We start from the raw sequence: 18641 nt of genomic DNA, 5'->3' as shown, positions 1-18641 counted from the left end.
TACATTACATTAGGCAAACGTCCAAAGGGGGGCCTGACCATGAACATTGCAGCACCAATTTCTGAGACACCCGACCGCGACGCCGCCGAAGCGGCGCTCAATACTCTGCGCGCTTGGGCCAGCACGGCCAGCTCCGGCGATATTGCAGCCCTTGATCCCACTGTCGCACGCGTCCTTGGCGGCGCTGACGGCTACCCCCAGTTTGACCGAAACTACCCAGAAGGTTTCGTCGCAGGCCCTAATTACATGGCAACGCTGCCCGATCTGCAGAACGGCCCGGCCAGTTTGATCCGGGGCGCGCGCCAGCAAATCCAGCATGTTGGCATCTCGAACTTCCGGCTGCCGATCCGCTTTCATTCGCTAGATGGCGATGATCTGACACTTGAGACTTCCGTGACCGGTACCGTCAGCCTTGAGGCCGACAAAAAAGGTATCAACATGTCGCGTATCATGCGCAGCTTTTACAAACATGCCGAGGCGACATTTAGCTTTGAGGTGATCGAAGCAGCGCTCGACGATTACAAAGCTGATCTCGAAAGCATCGACGCCCGTATCCAAATGCGCTTTTCGTTCCCGATGAAGATCGAAAGCCTGCGCTCTGGCCTCTCGGGCTACCAGTATTATGACGTCGCTCTTGAGCTGGTGGAGAGCAATGGCTTGCGCCAGAAAATCATCCACCTCGATTATGTCTATTCCAGCACCTGTCCGTGCTCGTTGGAATTGTCCGAGCACGCCCGTGCCACCCGCAACCAACTGGCCACGCCGCATTCCCAACGCTCTGTCGCGCGGGTTTCCGTGCTGATGGAGGACTGCGACAATTGTCTATGGTTTGAGGATCTGATCAACGCCTGTCGCCGGGCCGTCCCCACTGAGACCCAAGTTATGGTCAAGCGCGAAGACGAACAGGCTTTTGCGGAACTCAATGCCGCAAACCCAATATTTGTCGAAGATGCCGCGCGTTTGTTTTGCCAGCAGCTACAGACCGATGAACGCATCAGCGATTTCCGGGTCATCGCAAGCCATCAAGAAAGCCTGCACAGCCATGATGCGGTGTCTGTCTTGACCGAAGGGCCGACTTTCGCTCAAGCCAGCTTTGATCCCAAGCTGTTTAATACCCTCTTTCACGTTGGGTAATCCCACCGCTTAGCGGGTGATACTTGCAAGGCGCGGGCAGCGGCTATGCATATATGGGGGTTTTGCTGCGGCGCAGCAGCCCCTATCTTGGTGGCAGGGGAGAGAAACCCCACAACAAGAAATTCCAAAGGTATTACAATGACCTACCATGACTCCACATCCGCAGTTACATCCTCTGTCGCCGATACCGCCAAACACATGGGCGCGTCCATCATGAGCTTCTTTGGCACAGTAAGCCACGCGATGATGATCAACTCCACAGGCGCAGAACGCGTTCGCATTGTTCAGCGCTTGCAAGCCAAATCCGACGCAGAACTTGCCGGTTTGGGCATCAAACGTGACGACATCGTTCGGCATGCTTTCGGTGGCTTCATCAACTGATACTTGCCGCATACCACGGTGATGTTGCGATAGATTCCACACCGCGCCGCTGTTGAGTTGTCACATGATTGGCTCAGGTACCAAGCAGGCGCGGTGTGACCGCTTGACATGACACCAAAGCAAGGCCAACCCTTCGCTAATGTTGGACATGCGCCCCGTTGGATATGTGATCGGCCTGCTGGTCGCCGTGCTGGGCTTTGCAATGATCGTTCCGTTGCTGGTCGATCTGGCCGAAGGCCGTTCGCATTGGCCAGTTTTCCTCGAGAGCGCCCTGATTACGATCCTGGGTGGCAGCATGATGGCCCTGGCCTCAGCTAATGGGGTCAAACAAGGGCTGTCGATCCAACAAACCTTCCTACTGACCACTGCCGTTTGGGTTATGTTGCCGATGTTCGGCGCACTCCCTTTCATCCTTGGGGCTACCGAAGCCCGTCTCGTTGACGCCGTGTTCGAAGCGATGTCGGGGATGACGACCACTGGGGCCACCGTGTTCTCAGGTCTCGACGAACTGCCCAAAGGCCTGCTCATCTGGCGCGGCATCCTGCAATGGCTTGGTGGCATCGGTATCATCGTTGTCGCCATGGTGTTTTTGCCGGAACTCCGCGTTGGCGGCATGCAGATCTTTAAGTCTGAAGCGTTTGATACCTTTGGCAAAATTCTCCCACGCGCGGGGCAAATCGCCACGCAAATCTCTGTTATCTATGTCTGGCTCACGCTTGTTTGCGCGCTGACGTATCTGTCTCTTGGGATGGATATGTTTGATGCCACCGTGCATGCGCTCACGACCATATCGACCGGCGGGTTTTCGAATTATGACGCGTCATTTGCTACATTCTCGGGTCCGATGGAATACGTCGCAAGCGCGTTTATGATTCTCGCCGCCCTTCCATTCGTGCGGTATGTTCAGCTGATCAACGGCAACCCATTGGCCTTGCACCGCGACCGGCAAGTGCGCGGCTTTGTTTTCACAATTGCAGTGCTGGTTTTGATGATCTTTGTGTCCCTGCAGCAAGTCCTTCCGCAGCATTGGGAACAATCCTTCCGCGAAGCACTTTTCAACGTGACCTCGATCATCTCGGGCACCGGCTATGCCTCTGTGGATTATATGCAATGGGGCTCGTTCTGTGTCGCGCTGTTCTTTTTCATTGGTCTGATCGGGGGCTGCGCGGGTTCTACTGCATGCTCGATCAAGATTTTCCGCTACCAGCTCCTCCTCGCCTCCATTCGTACCCAACTTTTGCGCATCCGCTCCCCCCACGGTATTTTCACGCCGCGCTACGATGGCAAACCTGTGGGCGCTGATGTTCTGGCCTCGGTGATTACATTCTTCATGTTTTTTGTCGTGACGCTGGGGCTGGTGTCTGTTGCGTTGTCCATGACGGGCCTTGATTTTGTCACCTCCGTTTCGGGGGCGGCTGCTTCGCTGGCCAATATTGGACCAGGCCTTGGCGACATTATCGGTCCTGCGGGCAATTTTGCATCGCTCAATGACACCGCCAAGTGGATACTGACCGCTTCAATGCTCATAGGTAGGCTAGAACTGATGGCCGTCTATGTGATCTTCACCCTCAAATTCTGGAGAGCGTAATGCCTCAAACCCGTCCTCTTGGTGCGCAGATTTCCCACATGCTCAAAGACCGTGGCGTCGATGTCATTTTTGGCATTCCGGGCGTCCACAACCAAGAAATGTACCGCGGCATCGAAGAGGCTGGTATCACTCACGTCCTCGCGCGCCACGAACAAGGTGCAGGCTTTATGGCGGACGGCTATGCCCGCGCAACAGGCAAAGTGGGCGTGGCCTATGTGATCACGGGGCCGGGGCTGTGCAATATCATGACCCCTATGGGACAGGCCTATAGCGATTCCGTTCCTTTGCTGGTCATCTCGTCTTGTCTTGATGAAACAGCGGCACGGCGCGGCCAATTGCATCAGATGAAAGATCAAGAAATTGCCGCTGGCACTGTCTGTGATTGGTCGGAGACTGCGCATACTGCGGATGCCGCCTACACCCTGATTGACCGCGCATTGCTTGAGATGCAAAGCCAGCGCCAGCGCCCCAAGCACATTCAGGTCCCCATCGCGCAGCTTGAAGCCTCCGTAAATGCAGCGCCGCCAACGCGTCCCGTTTGGCCTGACCTGGGCAGTCATCCGCATTGGGAAGACGAAGTTGCCGACTTATTGCGCGCCGCCAAACGCCCGCTTTTTGTGTTCGGTGGAGGGGCCACCGAGGCGGACGCTTTTGCGGAAGCACTAGACGTGATCTATCCCGCCGAGGCGGCCGTGTTTTGCACCTATGCAGGGCGGGGCATCGTCCCAGCGGACTACCCGCTGAACTATGGGGCATACCTCGCGCGCCCGGAATCCGCGGAAATCATCGGGCAGGCCGATCTGGTGATCGCGGTTGGAACGTCGTTGGACGAAGTTGATCTGTGGCGCGACCATCTGGGCCACACCGCGCCCTTGGTTCGCATCGACATCGATCCCGAAGTCTTCGCAGACGCTCAAAATGCAGAGATCCGGATCAAAGCCGACGCCGGCATGTTTCTAAGCGCACTTGCGGGCAAACTTGGACAAACCCAACGCAAGTCAGACTGGTCTGCCCAGGACGTGGTCGAGCAACGCTCTAGATGGCGAAATGAGACCATCGTGGAGCGCCCCGGCATTGTGCCCATCGTCGACGCCCTGCGCGCCGCGACCCCGCCTGACACAATGATTTATTCAGACATGACCCAAATCGCCTATGTCGCCAAAGAGGTCTGGGATATGGACCGCCCCGGCCATTGGCACCATCCTTACGGCTTTGGCACGTTGGGCTATGCGACCCCTGCGGCGATTGGCGGGGCTGTTGCCCGGCGCGGGCAACCCACCATGGCCATCATCGGGGATTATGGGTTTCACTACACCATGGCCGAACTCGGTGTGGCGGTTGAGCTGGGCCTGAGTTTACCGATCATTTTGTGGGACAACGGCAAGCTCAAAGAGATCGAGGACAGCATGATCCAAGCTCAGATCGCCCCTAATGCGGTGATTGCTCACAATCCTGATTTTTGCAAACTCGCCGAGGCCTTTGGCGCCAAAGCCGTCGCTCCCAAATCGTTGGCCGAGATGCAAGATGCCGTGCGGGCCGCCTTTGACGCGGACGGCCCGACGCTGATCTACATCACGCCGGACATCACCGGGTGATCACTCCCAGCAACTGACCAAAACAGTCATGCCGGTCGCGCGTTCTGAAATCTTTAGGGGGCTCAGGGCAGCGCCGGTCCCACCCGCTGGCAGGTTCAGCCCCGCATCACGTCCCACCGCGGCGACGATCGCCGCATCGAGGGTAAAGCTCACATCTTCAGGCAGTTGCGGCCCGTCCTTCGCGTGGGGGATCAGCATCCCCATCACCGCGCCTGCTTGGTCCAGCACCGGGCCACCGATGTCTCCAGGCAGCGATTTTAGCTCTAACCGCGACAGGTCTAGTTCACCCTGCAGCCCGCGAATATCTGCGATTTTGCCAAAGCTCATCGACGGCGCACTCAGCACCCCGCCATAGCTATAGCCCGCCAACGCGACCTCTGATTGCAGCCGCGGGGCCACATCGCTCAGCGCTGCTACAGCAATAGGGGCCACCAATTTGCTGGGTTTCAGCAATGCGACACCACGCGCTTTATCATCCACAATCAGTTCAGCTTGGGTTTCGGTATCCAGCGTGATCCGACCACAGCTTTGTACCGCCTCAGAGGTCGTCGCCACCGCGCCGCCCTTCGTTACGAAAAAACCAGAGCGCGTCAGCTTGGGTTTGCGTACTTCCAGCCCCGCAACCAGATCAACCGATTGCTGCGCGCCGCCACCCGCAGCGGCATTCATCACACCGGGCGCGCGGGCAAAGCTGGTGCGCATTTCAGCCAACACACGGGTCCGCCGGTCCTCGTCACCCGAAGGCCAGATCAGCGTAAAACCTTTGATCTCACCATTTTCCAGCGTCACGTCCGTTTGGCTTACGATCCGGGCGTTTTGACCCATGATCTCGAAGCTGTTCCGGTTGCGCTTGCGCGGGCCATTCAGTGGCACAATCTCAAGCGTTTGCATGATCTCATAAAGCCCGTTGAGTGTGGTCTGATCACCCGCTTGGCTGATCAAAAGCACCCGTGCCGCACTGCCGTCCACGCTGTTATACTGAACAAACGGCGGCTCATTTTCAGCGAATTTCACCACTTCTGTGGGCATCACCACATCAATACCCGCTTGGGCATTGCGCACCGTCTGCATACCCAGACCGTCCAGCACCGCATTATATTGACCAATAAGTATCGCCCGCTGCGTCGTTGTCAGGATGCCGGTTTGCTCAAAAGCATTGGCGGCCTGCCAATCGGCCATCGAATTACGGGTGCCACGTCCAAATGACCCATCAATGGACGCGGTGTAAAACCCTGCCCATTTCAGCGCGATCTGCAATTGCTCCCGCTCGATGCGCGTCAGCAAACGTTCGCTGCGCCGGGCTTGTGACGGCGTCTCATCTGCGGGCTCAGGCTCAAGGATGACAACAGGCGGCTCTGGCGCGATAAGCTGTACGTCTGGCTCCACCGTCTGAGGGATCGGGGCGGCGCCAAGGTTCAGTACATTCGCGCCAATAGGCCAGAATTGCTGACGAAATGCGGATGAAAACTGAATAAAGCTGTCACTTGGGATCAACCCGTCGCGCAAATAACTGCGTAAAACGATTTCGGCATCATCGCGACGGTAGGGGCCCACGGCAACGGCATACCAGCCTCGGCCAACCGCAAAACCGTTCACGTCTTGCAGCAGCGTCGTGTAGGCGCGCGCGCGGTCAGTAGCGAGGGCCAGCGTCGGCTGCGCTTCAATCTGGACCCAGACAATGTCGTTTGATGATTGCGCCCGTGCAGGCACGCCGCCTGCAAAACTCCAGACCAAAATTGCGGCCATAAAGGCCATCATTATCCGCACCATCGTTTATACTGCTCTCATCCAAAATAATCGACGGCAGATAAGCAGGAAACCCCTCTGAACACCATAAGCCATCACGCGTTTTTGCGACCATTAGGACAATTGACCACACGGCTCCGCACCCCTAGGAAAGACGCTCAAGAACAAAGGTCGCGTAACATGTCAGATTCACCCCGGTCATTTCAGGAAATCATCCTGCGCCTGCAGGCTTATTGGGCCCGGCACGGCTGCGCGATTTTGCAGCCCTACGACATGGAGGTCGGGGCAGGGACCTTCCACCCCGCGACCACATTGCGAAGCCTCGGCACGCAGCCATGGGCAGCAGCTTACGTCCAGCCTTCACGCCGCCCCACTGATGGGCGTTACGGCGAAAACCCCAACCGTTTGCAGCACTATTATCAATACCAAGTGCTGATCAAACCGAGCCCCCCCGACCTTCAAGCGCTGTATCTTGGCTCACTTGAGGCGATCGGCGTTGATATGGCGCTCCACGACATCCGCTTTGTCGAAGACGACTGGGAAAGCCCGACCTTGGGCGCTTGGGGTCTGGGTTGGGAAGTCTGGTGCGACGGCATGGAAGTTAGCCAATTCACTTATTTTCAGCAGGTTGGTGGCTATGATTGTCATCCCGTATCAGGGGAATTGACCTACGGCCTTGAGCGTCTGGCGATGTATATCCTCGGCGCGGATCATGTGATGGACATGCCCTATAACGATCCTAGCTCACCCATTCCGTTGACCTACGGCGATGTTTTCAAACAAACCGAAGAAGAATACGCCCGCTGGAACTTTGACGTGGCCAACACCGATGTCCTTCTGCGCCATTTTGAAGAAGCCGAAGCCGAATGCCGCACCATCATCGAACAGCCACACCAAGACCCCAAAACCGGCAAGCGCATCGTGATGGCCCACCCGGCCTATGATCAAGCGATCAAAGCAAGCCACATCTTTAACCTGCTCGACGCGCGCGGCGTGATTTCCGTCACCGAACGCCAAGCCTACATTGGCCGTGTCCGGGCGCTGACCAAGATGTGCGCCGATGCCTTTGTGCAAACCCGTGCTGCGGGTTGGACCGAGGACGCCGCGTGAACGGTAAAATTGTCGGGAGCGTCATCATGGTTTCAGCTTTCATCGCGGGCGCAGCACTCTATTACGCCCAAGTCTACGGCTTCTACCAAGAGGTCTCAGCACCCGCAGACGGCGTCGAACTTGTCTCTGTTGTCACCAATCAACCCGAAGCCATCCCCTTTGACGCTTTCCAAGCCATCGACGCGGACAGCTCTCCCATCCGCTACCGCGCGTGCTTCACGACATTGCACAGCTTGGCCCTGCTCAGCGAAAGCTACGCGCTGGTCGATGGAGCAGAGCCGCGCAATGGCCCCGGCTGGTTTGATTGTTTTGATGCTGCCGCCATCGGTGCCGAACTTGAAGCCGGCACCGCCCTCGCGTTTCTTGCACAAAAGAACGTGCATTTCGGCGTCGACCGCATTGTGGCAATTACATCCGACGGGCGTGGCTATGCGTGGCACGAACTTAACGATTGCGGTGCCAAAGCCTATGACGGCACTATCACCGGCGAAGTCTGCCCAGATCTGCCCACCAACTAACCCCAACCTGCCCACTCATGGGGCAGGGCTGGACCTCGCGTCACTGCCCCGCTATCCACAATTCACCATTGCAAAACCCCAAAGGGATACCGCCCGTGCCTGACCTGTTGATCGAGCTTTTCTCCGAAGAAATCCCTGCCCGGATGCAAGCGCGCGCCGCTGGTGACCTGAAAAAACTGGTCACAGACGGTCTGGTTGAGGCCGGGATCACCTATGCCTCCGCCGCTGGTTTCGCGACCCCGCGGCGCTTGACGCTCACGGTCGAAGACATGCTGGCCAGCAGCCCCGCGCGCTCAGAGGAACGCAAAGGTCCGCGCGCCGATGCCCCTGAAAAAGCCATCGAGGGGTTCTTGCGCGGCGCAGGCCTAACCCGCGACCAACTCGAAGAACGCGACACCCCCAAAGGGCCCGTGCTGTTTGCGCGTATCGAAAAGCCGGGCCGCCCTGCGGCTGACATCGTGGCCGAAGTGCTGGAACACACAATTCGCAATTTCCCTTGGGCCAAATCCATGCGCTGGGGCAACGGAACCCTCAAATGGGTCCGCCCGCTGCATTCCATCCTTTGCATCATCAGCGCCGAAGACGGCCCCGAAATTGTCCCCCTCAACATCGACGGGATTGAGGCAGGGGCCACCACATACGGCCACCGCTTTCATGCGCCTGACGCAATCACCGTCAGCGGCTTTGATGACTACACAACCAAGCTCAATCGCGCCAATGTCGTGCTGGACGCCAACACGCGCCGCGACACGATCTGGCATGATGCGACCAATGTGGCCTTTGCCTCTGGTCTTGAAGTTGTCGAAGACGCGGGCCTGCTCGCCGAAGTCGCGGGCCTTGTTGAATGGCCTGTCGTCCTGATGGGTCGGATCGGCGAAGCCTTCCTTGATCTGCCGCCCGAGGTTTTGCAAACCTCCATGAAAGAACACCAGAAATTCTTCTCCGTCCGCAATCCAAAAACTGGCCGGATCGAGCGTTTCATCACCGTCGCCAACCGTGAAACTGCCGACCAAGGGGCCACGATTTTGGCGGGCAATGAAAAAGTGCTCAGCGCGCGCCTCGCGGATGCGAAGTTCTTTTGGGAAAACGATCTGCGCGTGGCCAAATCCGAAACAGGCATGGCAACTTGGGTCAAAGCCCTCGAAAACGTCACCTTCCACAACAAACTGGGCACCCAAGCCGAGTTGATCGAACGCATGGCCATCCTCGCCCGCGAACTGGCTCCCATGGTCGGTGGCGACCCCGACGAGGCTGAAACAGCCGCCCGTTTGGCCAAAGCCGACCTCAGCTCCGAAATGGTCTATGAATTCCCCGAACTCCAAGGCCTCATGGGCAGCTACTACGCCCGCGCCGCAGGCCACTCAGACGCAATCGCCGCCGCTGCCAAAGAACACTACGCACCACTTGGCCCGTCAGACGACGTGCCGATAGCACCCGTTTCCGTTGCAGTGTCGCTCGCCGAAAAGATCGACAAACTAACCGGTTTCTGGGCAATCGACGAAAAGCCAACCGGGAGCAAAGACCCCTTTGCGCTGCGTAGGGCGGCATTGGGTGTCATTCGGATATTGGTAGAGAATGACCATAGAGCCCCGATCTTAGAGGAGCTGAAGAGAGGTACTCATTACATATTTGCTAACCTCGCGTTGGCAGGCAAGCTTGCTTATCTTTCCTTCTATGAACTCAATAACGAAGGCGATGATACAGACGTGGAAGAATGGAGCACTTTCGAATTTTCGCCATCCGAAGAAATGGTGAATGATGGTTTCGACCCCGACACAAAAATTCCGCATAATTTCCTTGGTTGTTTGGAGATCGTTAAGAAGCATCACATTGCTTGGAAGTCTGATGTAGATTCAAGCGGTGACCATCTGGATCATGGTGCGGAAATGATCCGTCCAGATTTACTTGCCGCCGACCTCCTCTCCTTCCTCCACGACCGCCTAAAAGTCTACCTCAAGGACCAAGGCATCCGTCACGACATCATCGACGCCTGCATTGCTATGCCGCAAAACGACGACCTGACCCTCCTCGTCAAACGCGCGCGCGCCCTCTCGGACACGCTCAAAACCGACGACGGCGAAAACCTAATCCAAGGCTTCAAACGCGCCAACAACATCCTCACCGCAGAAGAGGCCAAAGACGGCGTCGAATATTCCTACGGTGCCGATGTCAAATTCGCCGAAGTGGATGAGGAACGCAGTCTGTTCGCTGCCCTCGACACCGCCGAAGCACAGATCAAACCGGCGATGGATGCCCAAGACTTCACCACAGCGATGTCCGCCATGGCGTCCTTGCGCGGTCCCATCGACGCGTTCTTTGATGCGGTGCAGGTCAATTCAGACAACGGTACTGTGCGGCGCAATCGGTTGAACCTGCTGTCTCGCATCCGCAGCATTTGCACCTCCGTCGCTGATCTTACCCGGATCGAAGGGTAGCACCCCTTCATCCGCACGGGCTGTTAAGTTGCTTCAACCGACCCCTATGTGCATACAAACGGTGCACAGGTTGTGCACGCCCTGTGCACGGATGGCACAGCTCACTTCCCCAGCAAAATAACGCCGTTAACCCTCTTTTGGCAGTTTCACCGCACAGCGGCCCACATTCTCTTGCCTCACCCCGCATCTCGCCTATGCTCGCCCAAAGTTCCAAAGGACGCCGCAGTGCAGAATAATCCCGACACCACGCTGGTTACCGCCACCGCACCCATCGCCAACGATACCCACGGCGGGCGGGCAAAATGCTTGCAACGGCTTGTCCGGTTGGAACTGCCGGTCCCGCGTACCATCGCGTTGTCCTTCGAAACTGTGCGTAAAATTGCCCATGGCACGGTGCCTGATTTGTCTGCAGTTGTTGGGCAGTTTTCTGGCGGTGCGCTCTTATGTGTACGTCCCTCTAGCCAAGATCCCGATTGGGGTGGCCCTGGTGCTGTTCTAAATATCGGCATGAATGATGCGCGGTTCGAAGAGTTCTGCAAAACCATGGGAGAAGAGCCAGCATCGTCGCTCTATACCCGCTTTGTCCAAGGCTATGCGATCAATGTCGCACGGTTGGACCCGGATATGTTCGACGATGTTGAGGGCGAAGGCCGTGACGCGCTTGAGGCCTCTCTGCGCGCCTATGAGGCTGAAACAGAAGAGAAATTCCCCCAGGACCCCACTATCCAGCTCGATGCTGTTCTACGGTCCATGGCGCGCGCATGGGAAGGTACATCGGCCCGCTTGCTGCGCCAGGCCAAAGGTGCACCCGCCGACGCTGGGCTGGGCCTAGTGGTGCAACAAATGATCTTTGGGGTTGGTGCCGGGCAATGCGGCTCTGGTGTGCTTCAGTTGGTCAACAGCGGTACAGGTGCGCCGCAGGTCACAGGCCGTTACCTAAGTCAAAGCCAAGGCCGCGACGCGTTAGGCGGCGATACCGCAGCGATCTATCTGACCCGAGATCCGCGCGGCCCCTCGCTGGAGGAATTGGCACCCGAAGCATTCGACCAACTGAAAGCCCACGCATCGCTTATGCGGATCCGCTTGCGCGCAGAGATGCAGGTCGAGTTCGCCATTGATGACGGAAACCTCCACATCCTTGACGGCGTGCGCGTCTCTCGGTCTTCGCGCGCTGCAGTTCGCATTGCCGTGGCCCTTGCCGACGAAGGGATAATCAGCCGCGAAGAAGCGCTTATGCGCGTGCAACCGCGTCTGCTGACAGAACTCTTGCACCGCCAGATCGATCCGTCAGCGACCCGCGATATTATTGGTATGGGCATTGCAGCCAGCCCCGGCGCCGCGACAGGGCGCATCGTGTTTTCCTCGGCTGAGGCGCAAGCCAGTGCATCGCGTGAAGAACCCTGCATCCTCGTTCGGCGCGAAACCTCCTCGGAGGATGTGCGCGGAATGCACGCGGCCAACGCGGTCCTGACTGAACGCGGTGGCATCACCAGCCATGCGGCCGTCATTGGGCGCGGCATCGGTCTGCCCTGCGTTGTCGGGGCGTCCGATATGACCTACAATCTGAGCAAACAAACGATCACTTCCAAGGACGGCCGGGTGTTTAAGGCCGGCGATGAGATTACGGTGGATGGGTCAACGGGCCAAATCCTTGCCGGCGCCGCCGCCATGCAAGAAGCAGCACTTGATGACACGTTCCGCCGGCTGCTGTCTTGGGCCGAAGATGTCGCGGACATCGGAGTGCGCGCCAATGCCGATACACCTGCGGATGCGCAAACGGCCCGAAATTTCAACGCCGACGGCATTGGGCTCTGCCGCACCGAGCATATGTTCTTTGACGCTGGCCGTTTGACGGTCATGCGCGAGATGATCTTTGCCGAAACGGGCGAAGATCGCCGCGCAGTGCTTGAGCGGCTCTTGCCGATGCAGCGCGATGACTTCACGCAACTGTTTCGCATCATGGAAGGCCGGACCGTCAGCATCCGTCTTTTTGATCCGCCTTTGCATGAATTTTTGCCTGCCGATAAACCCGGTCACCGCGAGTTGGCCGATGCATTGGGCTTGCCGCTCTCGGATGTGACGCGCCGGATTGAAGCGATGCGGGAATATAACCCCATGCTGGGCCTGCGCGGTGTGCGCCTTGGTGTCACGGTGCCCGAGATCTACGAGATGCAGGCACGCGCAATTTTTGAGGCGACCGTCGAAGCCAGCGAAGGCGGGGAGCCGATCGTTCCCGAGATTATGATCCCCCTCGTGTCCGCTCGCCGTGAAGTTGAATTGGTTAAGACCGCAATTGATACGGTTGCCGCAGCCGTACGCACGGAACGCGGTGCGGAGTTCAGTTTCCGCCTGGGTGTGATGGTCGAAACCCCACGTGCCGCCCTGCGCGCCGCCGAAATTGCACCGCATTGCGCGTTCCTAAGCTTTGGGACCAACGATCTTACGCAAATGACGTACGGGTTGTCGCGAGACGATGCTGGACGCTTTATGTCCGACTACGTTCAACAGGGCGTTTTTGCCGAAGATCCGTTTCACACACTCGACACCGATGGGGTCGGAGAATTGTTAAAATTAGGGGCAGAACGGGGGCGTATGGCTCAACCAGGGGTTACGCTTTCTGTTTGCGGAGAGCATGGTGGCAACCCCGAATCGATTGCTTTTTGCCGCGAAGTTGGCATCGATTATGTATCCTGTTCACCGTTTCGCGTACCGGTTGCACGCCTCGCGGCCGCCCAATTGGCGATTTCTCACAAGATCGGGTAGGCAAAAAAAAGCCGACCGCTAACGCTTGATTGCGTGGGCGGTAATCCGCGTAACTTGAGGCCCTCGGCCTTTACGCTCAAGTTCATTCTAGCTAAGCGCCCCTTAAGTGAAATTACACCCGGGGGGGCAACATGCGATTAAGTAATATTCTATCTATTAAGCACGTTGCAGCGGCGCTTTCTATTTCTGGATTAATGACGTCTGCTGTAATGGCAAACCCTAATGTGGCCGAAGATCTTGCACGTGTTGAGACGCTTGGCTTGACTGGCGTAGCATCTGATCGGCTCAAAGAATTGGTTGAACCACAGTCTGCGGCCAAAACATCCGGCAGCGTATCGTATTCCCGCAAGTGGGTTGATAGCCAACCCAAGGCAAGCGGATCAGAACAGTGGCGCTGCCTTTCCGAAGCTCTCTATTTTGAAGCGCGCGGCGAGTCTGTCAAAGGGCAATTTGCCGTGGCCGAAGTGATCCGCAACCGTGTGGAATCATCACGCTTTCCAGGGTCGTTTTGCGCTGTCATCAGCCAAGGCACGGGGCGCAAATACGCCTGCCAGTTCACTTATACCTGCGATGGTCATTCCGAAGTGATCCATGAACCCAAAGCTTACGTGCGTGTGAGTAAAGTGGCGCGTGCGGTACTCGATGGCGAAACGCCAGAGCTGACCGATGGCGCGACTTTTTACCATACAACTGCCGTACGTCCGAGCTGGTCGCGCGTTTTTCACCGCACCACGCAGATTGGCGTTCACTATTTTTACCGCCGGAACCAGCGTTCAGCCAGCAACTGACGCAATCCACCTCTGGCGAGGCGGGTTTGGTGCTGTTAAGAAGCCCGGGCAGTGTAGGCTGCACCCTTCTTTGCACGATCTAAGAGCAGCACCCATGACTTCTGATACACGCCTCGCCTTTGCCCACCCCTCTGAGCGGGCTGAGGCAACAGCCGATACGGCCACACCGCTTGACCGGATATCCCTGCGCGACCACACGGTGGACGTCGAAATCGGGGCGTTTCAGGCTGAGCGCGGTGTGCGTCAGCGCATCTGCTTCAATGTCGTGGTTGAAGTGCAGCCTTTGACTGGACCCATCGATGATGACGTTGACCGCATCCTGAGTTATGATCGGGTGACGGAAGCTATCGCAAATGAGTTGGCCGATGAACGTCTCAACCTATTGGAAACGCTGGCTGAACGCGTCGCTGATCGCATTTTGCGTGAGCCTCAAGCAAAGCGCGTTTTTGTGCGCATCGAAAAGCTGGACCGCGGTCCCGGTGCCTTGGGAGTTGAGATTGTGCGCGCCAATGATGGAGCCCCGGAAGCCGAAATCGTTGAAAGCGATGTGCTGCATCCTGAACTTGTTTATCTTAGCAATGCAGCAATTGCGTCGCCTTATCTCAAAGGATGGCTCGACCAGTTAGAGGCGCTTGGCCGCCCGCTTATTTTATGTGTTGGGGCACCAAATGCGCCTGCGCCGCAGTTGTCTCACAAAATGGCACAGCGCCGAATTGATCTGCTCGCGATTGAACAAAACGCGTGGGTGCTGGCGGCGCGCGACGACCGCTGCGTCGTGGTTGAAACCCGCACCGAACTCGACTGGGCCATGAAGAATGGCCAAACCTGCGTCTTGGCCCCATCCAAAGTGGTACTCGACAGCGTCGACACACCTTCGGTTCAACCGCGCGATGCTGTCGCGCTGGCCGCGTGGTTCGCCTCGATGTTTGATGCGTTCGAAATGCTTGTCGTCGGCGCGGAGTTGCCTACCGAGGGGTCCGTTCCCCAGCGCGCAGCGTCCGTGGACAGCGAGCAGCTTTAACATGGACCGGGTTTATGTTCGCCCGATTGTTCAAGTTGATGTGTCGCGTCCCTCGGATGCGCAGACCCTTGGCGGCGGGTGGGGCTGGTTTACACATGTTGAACTTTTGCGCCGCGATGCCGCGCCAGAGATTGTCGCTGCCGATACGCTGGATCCCAAAGAACTTGCCCAGTTAACTGCGCCGCGCGGCCCAATTGCGGGGCTATCATTAGAGCGTCCGCGCATTATGGGTATTCTCAATACGACGCCAGACAGCTTTTCGGACGGCGGCCAACACGAAGGGGCCGAACGTGCAGTCGCAGGTGCGCTCGCGATGCTTGAAGCGGGTGCAGACATGATTGATGTGGGTGGCGAATCCACCCGTCCGGGGGCGGAAACCGTCGATCCGGATGTAGAAATCCGGCGGACGGCTCCGATTATTGCTGAACTGCGCGCGGCGGGAACAAAGGCCGGGATTTCAATCGACACGCGCAAGGCGACCGCTGCGCAAGCTGCACTCGATGCTGGAGCCAACCTGATCAACGATGTCTCTGGATTTACCTATGACGCGGAGCTTGCCAGCTTGGCTGCCCGTTCGGGTGCCCCGGTTTGTGTGATGCACGCCCATGGTGACCCCGCTACGATGCAAAAAGACCCACAGTACGGTGACGTATTGCTGGACGTTTATGACTTTCTGGAAGGCCAGATCGCTGTGCTAGAAGACGCAGGTGTTGCCCGCTCATTGATCGTCGCGGATCCCGGCATTGGGTTTGGCAAGACGCAGGCCCACAATCTTACTCTTCTGGCTCGACTAAGCCTTTATCACAGCCTCGGTGTGCCGCTATTGCTGGGGGCCTCGCGTAAACGCTTCATTGGTACTATTAGTGGAGCGGAGGTAGCAGATCAGCGTGCGCCGGGATCAATTGCTGTCGCACTTGCTGGAATTAGTCAGGGTGTACAGTTTGTCCGCGTGCATGATGTAGGACAGACAAAACAGGCAATTTCATTGTGGCAGGCGAGTATTAAGGGACGCGTTTAATGACAAAATTATTTGGAACCGACGGTGTGCGCGGCACGGCGAATATTCATCCGATGACAGCCGAAATGGCGTTGCGCATCGGGGCTGCGGTTGGTCGCTATTTCCGCCGGGACGGATCAAGTGTGCACCGCGTGGTCATCGGCAAGGATACGCGTTTGTCGGGCTATATGTTTGAGAACGCGCTGACCGCTGGGCTGACGTCGACCGGCATGAATGTTCTGTTGCTGGGGCCTGTGCCGACACCTGCGGTGGGCCTGCTGACCCGTTCAATGCGGGCGGATCTGGGCGTGATGATCTCGGCCAGTCACAACCCTGCACAAGACAATGGCATCAAATTCTTTGGGCCTGATGGTTTCAAGCTGAGCGATCAGGCAGAGGCCGAGATTGAGGCACTGGTTGCCGAAGGGGTAGAGGCCACCGCCGCCGCAGATATTGGCCGCGCCAAACGCATTGATGATAGCCGTTTTCGCTATGTTGAGCGGGTGAAATCGAGCTTCCCGCGTCAAATGAAACTGGATGGACTGAAGGTCGTGATCGATTGCGCCAATGGTGCCGCGCACCATGTCGCCCCGATGGCCCTTTGGGAATTGGGCGCGACCGTGATCCCAATTGGTGTCAGTCCCAACGGCCACAATATCAATGCGGACTGCGGGTCTACCCATCCAACCACCGCCGCTGAGGCCGTTGTCGCGCATGGCGCGGATGTTGGCATTTGTTTGGACGGCGATGCGGACCGGGTGATTTTGCTGGATGAGAAGGGCAATGTCGGCGACGGCGATCAGTTTATGGCTTTGATGGCGGCACGGTGGGCCGAGGAAAAACGCCTCAAGGGCAACGCTTTGGTTGCGACAGTGATGAGTAATCTGGGGCTTGAGCATTTTCTCCAAGGGCGTGGCGTGGGGCTGGAGCGTACGGGTGTCGGCGACCGCTATGTTGTTGAGCGTATGCGCGAAGGGGGCTTTAACCTTGGCGGCGAACAATCCGGTCACATTGTGATGACGGATTACGCGACCACTGGTGACGGGCTGATGGCAGGATTGCAGTTTCTGGCTGAGATGTTGCGTGCGAACCGCCCTGCGTCAGAGCTGTTGCATCAGTTTGAACCTGTGCCACAGCTCTTGAAGAATGTGCGGTTTGGCGAGGGTCAAACCCCCTTAGATACATCCGGGGTGCAGGCCGCGATTGCCCAAGCCGAGGCCGATCTGGCCGGTAAAGGCAGGCTTTTAATCCGCAAGTCGGGCACTGAACCGTTGGTTCGTGTGATGGCCGAGCATGAAGATGCAGGCCTGATGGAGCGTGCGGTGGATAGTGTGGTCGCTGCGGTGGAAGCTTCGGTTTCTAGCTGACCTAAAGTTTTGTTGTAGCGGTGATTTCAGAGCGTTGAAAAACAGACGCTACAGCCTGAAGAGTCGGCGGAGCGCGCCGTATTGACTGATGCCAACGCCGAACAAGATCAACCCCATTGCCAGCAGCAAAGATGACGGCAGCGGTTCGCCCAAGATGAGCGCACCCAAAACCACGGACCAAACCGGCACTTGGTAATTCACCAGGCTCATGAAAACCGGGCCTGCACTGCGCACGACCAAGACGCGTAGAAAATTGGCGGCGGCCGTGGGAACAATGCCAAGAAAGGCCAGCACCAGCAGAATATCCGTTTCGGGCAGGACAGGGGGCCCCTCAATCAGCCATGCCATTGGAACAGCAAGGAAAGCACCAATGATCAGCAGAACCGAGGCAAGGCCAATCGGATCGACGGACGGCAAACGTTTCAGCAGGATCGAGCTGATTGCGTAACAGCTGGCCGCGCCGACGCAGGCAATGCGGCCGGGACCCTCAAGCGCTGTGCCGCTGCTTTCAAACGCTTGACCCCCAATCAAGACGCAGACGCCAACAAAACCGATAACGAACCCAACGATTTTGCGTGTGTTCAGCCGTTCTCCGGGCACCATAAAATGGGCCAATGGCAGCACGATAAGCGCGACCGAAGCCATGGAAACGCCCGCAAAGCCTGAACTGACATATTGCTGTCCCCACGCAAGCAATGCGAACGGAACCGCAGAACTGCCCAACCCAATGAATACCAGAACGCCCAATTGCGCATTCGAGGGCTGTTCTTCAAAAAGCGCAAAGCCCCGTGCAGCCCAGACTGCACACAGAACGAAAGATGCCAGAACGATACGCGATGCCGCCAGCCAAAAGGGGGTCATGCCCGTCAGAGCGATTTCGGTCACCATAAATGTACCGCCCCAAGTCAGGCCAAGGATCGCGACCATGAGCCAACTAAGCGGTGTGATGGTGGGGCTGTCGGTCATGATTATTCCTTGTGGCTAGGCGGCCACGTGGCCTGTCGTTGGGGGGCGGGTCAAGGCGCAAAGCTTCGTCGCGGGGCGAAGCATGCCCTGCGGCGCATCTGGCGTGGTGCAACCGCTACTGCGGGGTGCAAGTTCGTTTGAATAAAGGATGTCAATAAATTGTTTTAAAACAAAAGCGTAGCGTTTGCATGCGGAAGCCCTAGCATTCGAAACCCTAATGGCGAATGCAGAT

At 57.5% G+C, this 18641-nt stretch carries 14 protein-coding genes; 12 read left to right on the top strand and 2 right to left on the bottom strand.

Translation table 11 applies throughout. The annotated features are described in order from the left end of the window. Positions 1 to 39 precede the first annotated feature (39 nt). The 4 genes from folE2 to C1J03_RS15995 all read left to right on the top strand — a co-directional run bounded on the left by folE2 (position 40) and on the right by C1J03_RS15995 (position 4698). Positions 40 to 1134 (top strand): GTP cyclohydrolase FolE2, encoded by a 1095-nt coding sequence (gene folE2, locus C1J03_RS16010; protein WP_114887502.1) that lies wholly within the window; start codon positions 40 to 42, stop codon positions 1132 to 1134. 138 nt (positions 1135 to 1272) lie between these two features. Beyond that, positions 1273 to 1515 (top strand): hypothetical protein, encoded by a 243-nt coding sequence (locus tag C1J03_RS16005; RefSeq protein ID WP_114887501.1) that lies wholly within the window; start codon positions 1273 to 1275, stop codon positions 1513 to 1515. 139 nt (positions 1516 to 1654) lie between these two features. Next, positions 1655 to 3103 (top strand): TrkH family potassium uptake protein, encoded by a 1449-nt coding sequence (locus C1J03_RS16000; RefSeq protein WP_114887500.1) that lies wholly within the window; start codon positions 1655 to 1657, stop codon positions 3101 to 3103. Next, a complete protein-coding gene (locus C1J03_RS15995; RefSeq protein WP_114887499.1) occupies positions 3103 to 4698 on the top strand; it encodes a thiamine pyrophosphate-binding protein in 1596 nt (531 codons plus the stop codon). The genes C1J03_RS16000 and C1J03_RS15995 overlap by 1 nt, the downstream gene beginning before the upstream one ends. On the opposite strand, the gene C1J03_RS15990 is transcribed toward C1J03_RS15995, so the two are convergent. After that, entirely contained in the window at positions 4699 to 6456 is a 1758-nt protein-coding gene (locus C1J03_RS15990) for a serine protease (RefSeq protein WP_254694071.1), read from the bottom strand. Positions 6457 to 6624: 168 nt separating this feature from the next. On the opposite strand from C1J03_RS15990, the gene C1J03_RS15985 reads away from it, so the two are divergent. The 8 genes from C1J03_RS15985 to glmM all read left to right on the top strand — a co-directional run bounded on the left by C1J03_RS15985 (position 6625) and on the right by glmM (position 17443). Then, the gene (locus tag C1J03_RS15985) at positions 6625 to 7554 is read left to right on the top strand and encodes a glycine--tRNA ligase subunit alpha (protein ID WP_114887497.1); all 930 of its coding nucleotides are present in this window, start codon (positions 6625 to 6627) and stop codon (positions 7552 to 7554) included. Then, complete coding sequence (locus tag C1J03_RS15980; RefSeq protein ID WP_114887496.1) at positions 7551 to 8072, top strand: DUF6446 family protein; 522 nt, start codon at positions 7551 to 7553, stop codon at positions 8070 to 8072. The genes C1J03_RS15985 and C1J03_RS15980 overlap by 4 nt, the downstream gene beginning before the upstream one ends. Positions 8073 to 8167: 95 nt before the next feature. Further along, entirely contained in the window at positions 8168 to 10507 is a 2340-nt protein-coding gene (glyS, locus tag C1J03_RS15975; protein WP_114887495.1) for a glycine--tRNA ligase subunit beta, read from the top strand. A 225-nt stretch (positions 10508 to 10732) separates the two neighbouring features. Then, positions 10733 to 13270, top strand: a complete 2538-nt coding sequence (locus C1J03_RS15970) for a putative PEP-binding protein (protein ID WP_114887494.1) — start codon at positions 10733 to 10735, stop codon at positions 13268 to 13270. Positions 13271 to 13401: 131 nt separating this feature from the next. After that, on the top strand, positions 13402 to 14058 hold the full coding sequence (locus tag C1J03_RS15965) for a cell wall hydrolase (protein WP_254694070.1): 657 nt from the start codon (positions 13402 to 13404) through the stop codon (positions 14056 to 14058). A gap of 94 nt (positions 14059 to 14152) precedes the next feature. Beyond that, a complete protein-coding gene (locus C1J03_RS15960) occupies positions 14153 to 15079 on the top strand; it encodes a dihydroneopterin aldolase (protein WP_114887492.1) in 927 nt (308 codons plus the stop codon). 1 nt (position 15080) lies between these two features. Then, complete coding sequence (gene folP / locus C1J03_RS15955) at positions 15081 to 16097, top strand: dihydropteroate synthase (RefSeq protein WP_114887491.1); 1017 nt, start codon at positions 15081 to 15083, stop codon at positions 16095 to 16097. Further along, positions 16097 to 17443: a phosphoglucosamine mutase gene (glmM, locus tag C1J03_RS15950; protein ID WP_114887490.1), complete on the top strand. Its 1347-nt coding sequence runs from the start codon at positions 16097 to 16099 to the stop codon at positions 17441 to 17443. The genes folP and glmM overlap by 1 nt, the downstream gene beginning before the upstream one ends. A 48-nt stretch (positions 17444 to 17491) precedes the next feature. On the opposite strand, the gene C1J03_RS15945 is transcribed toward glmM, so the two are convergent. Continuing rightward, entirely contained in the window at positions 17492 to 18409 is a 918-nt protein-coding gene (locus tag C1J03_RS15945; protein WP_114887489.1) for a DMT family transporter, read from the bottom strand. Between the last annotated feature and the right edge of the window lie 232 nt (positions 18410 to 18641).

Source organism: Sulfitobacter sp. SK012 (genome assembly GCF_003352085.1).
GTDB lineage: Bacteria > Pseudomonadota > Alphaproteobacteria > Rhodobacterales > Rhodobacteraceae > Sulfitobacter.
Note: the sequence above shows the minus strand (reverse complement) of the source record. Positions and strands in the feature narration are given on the sequence as shown.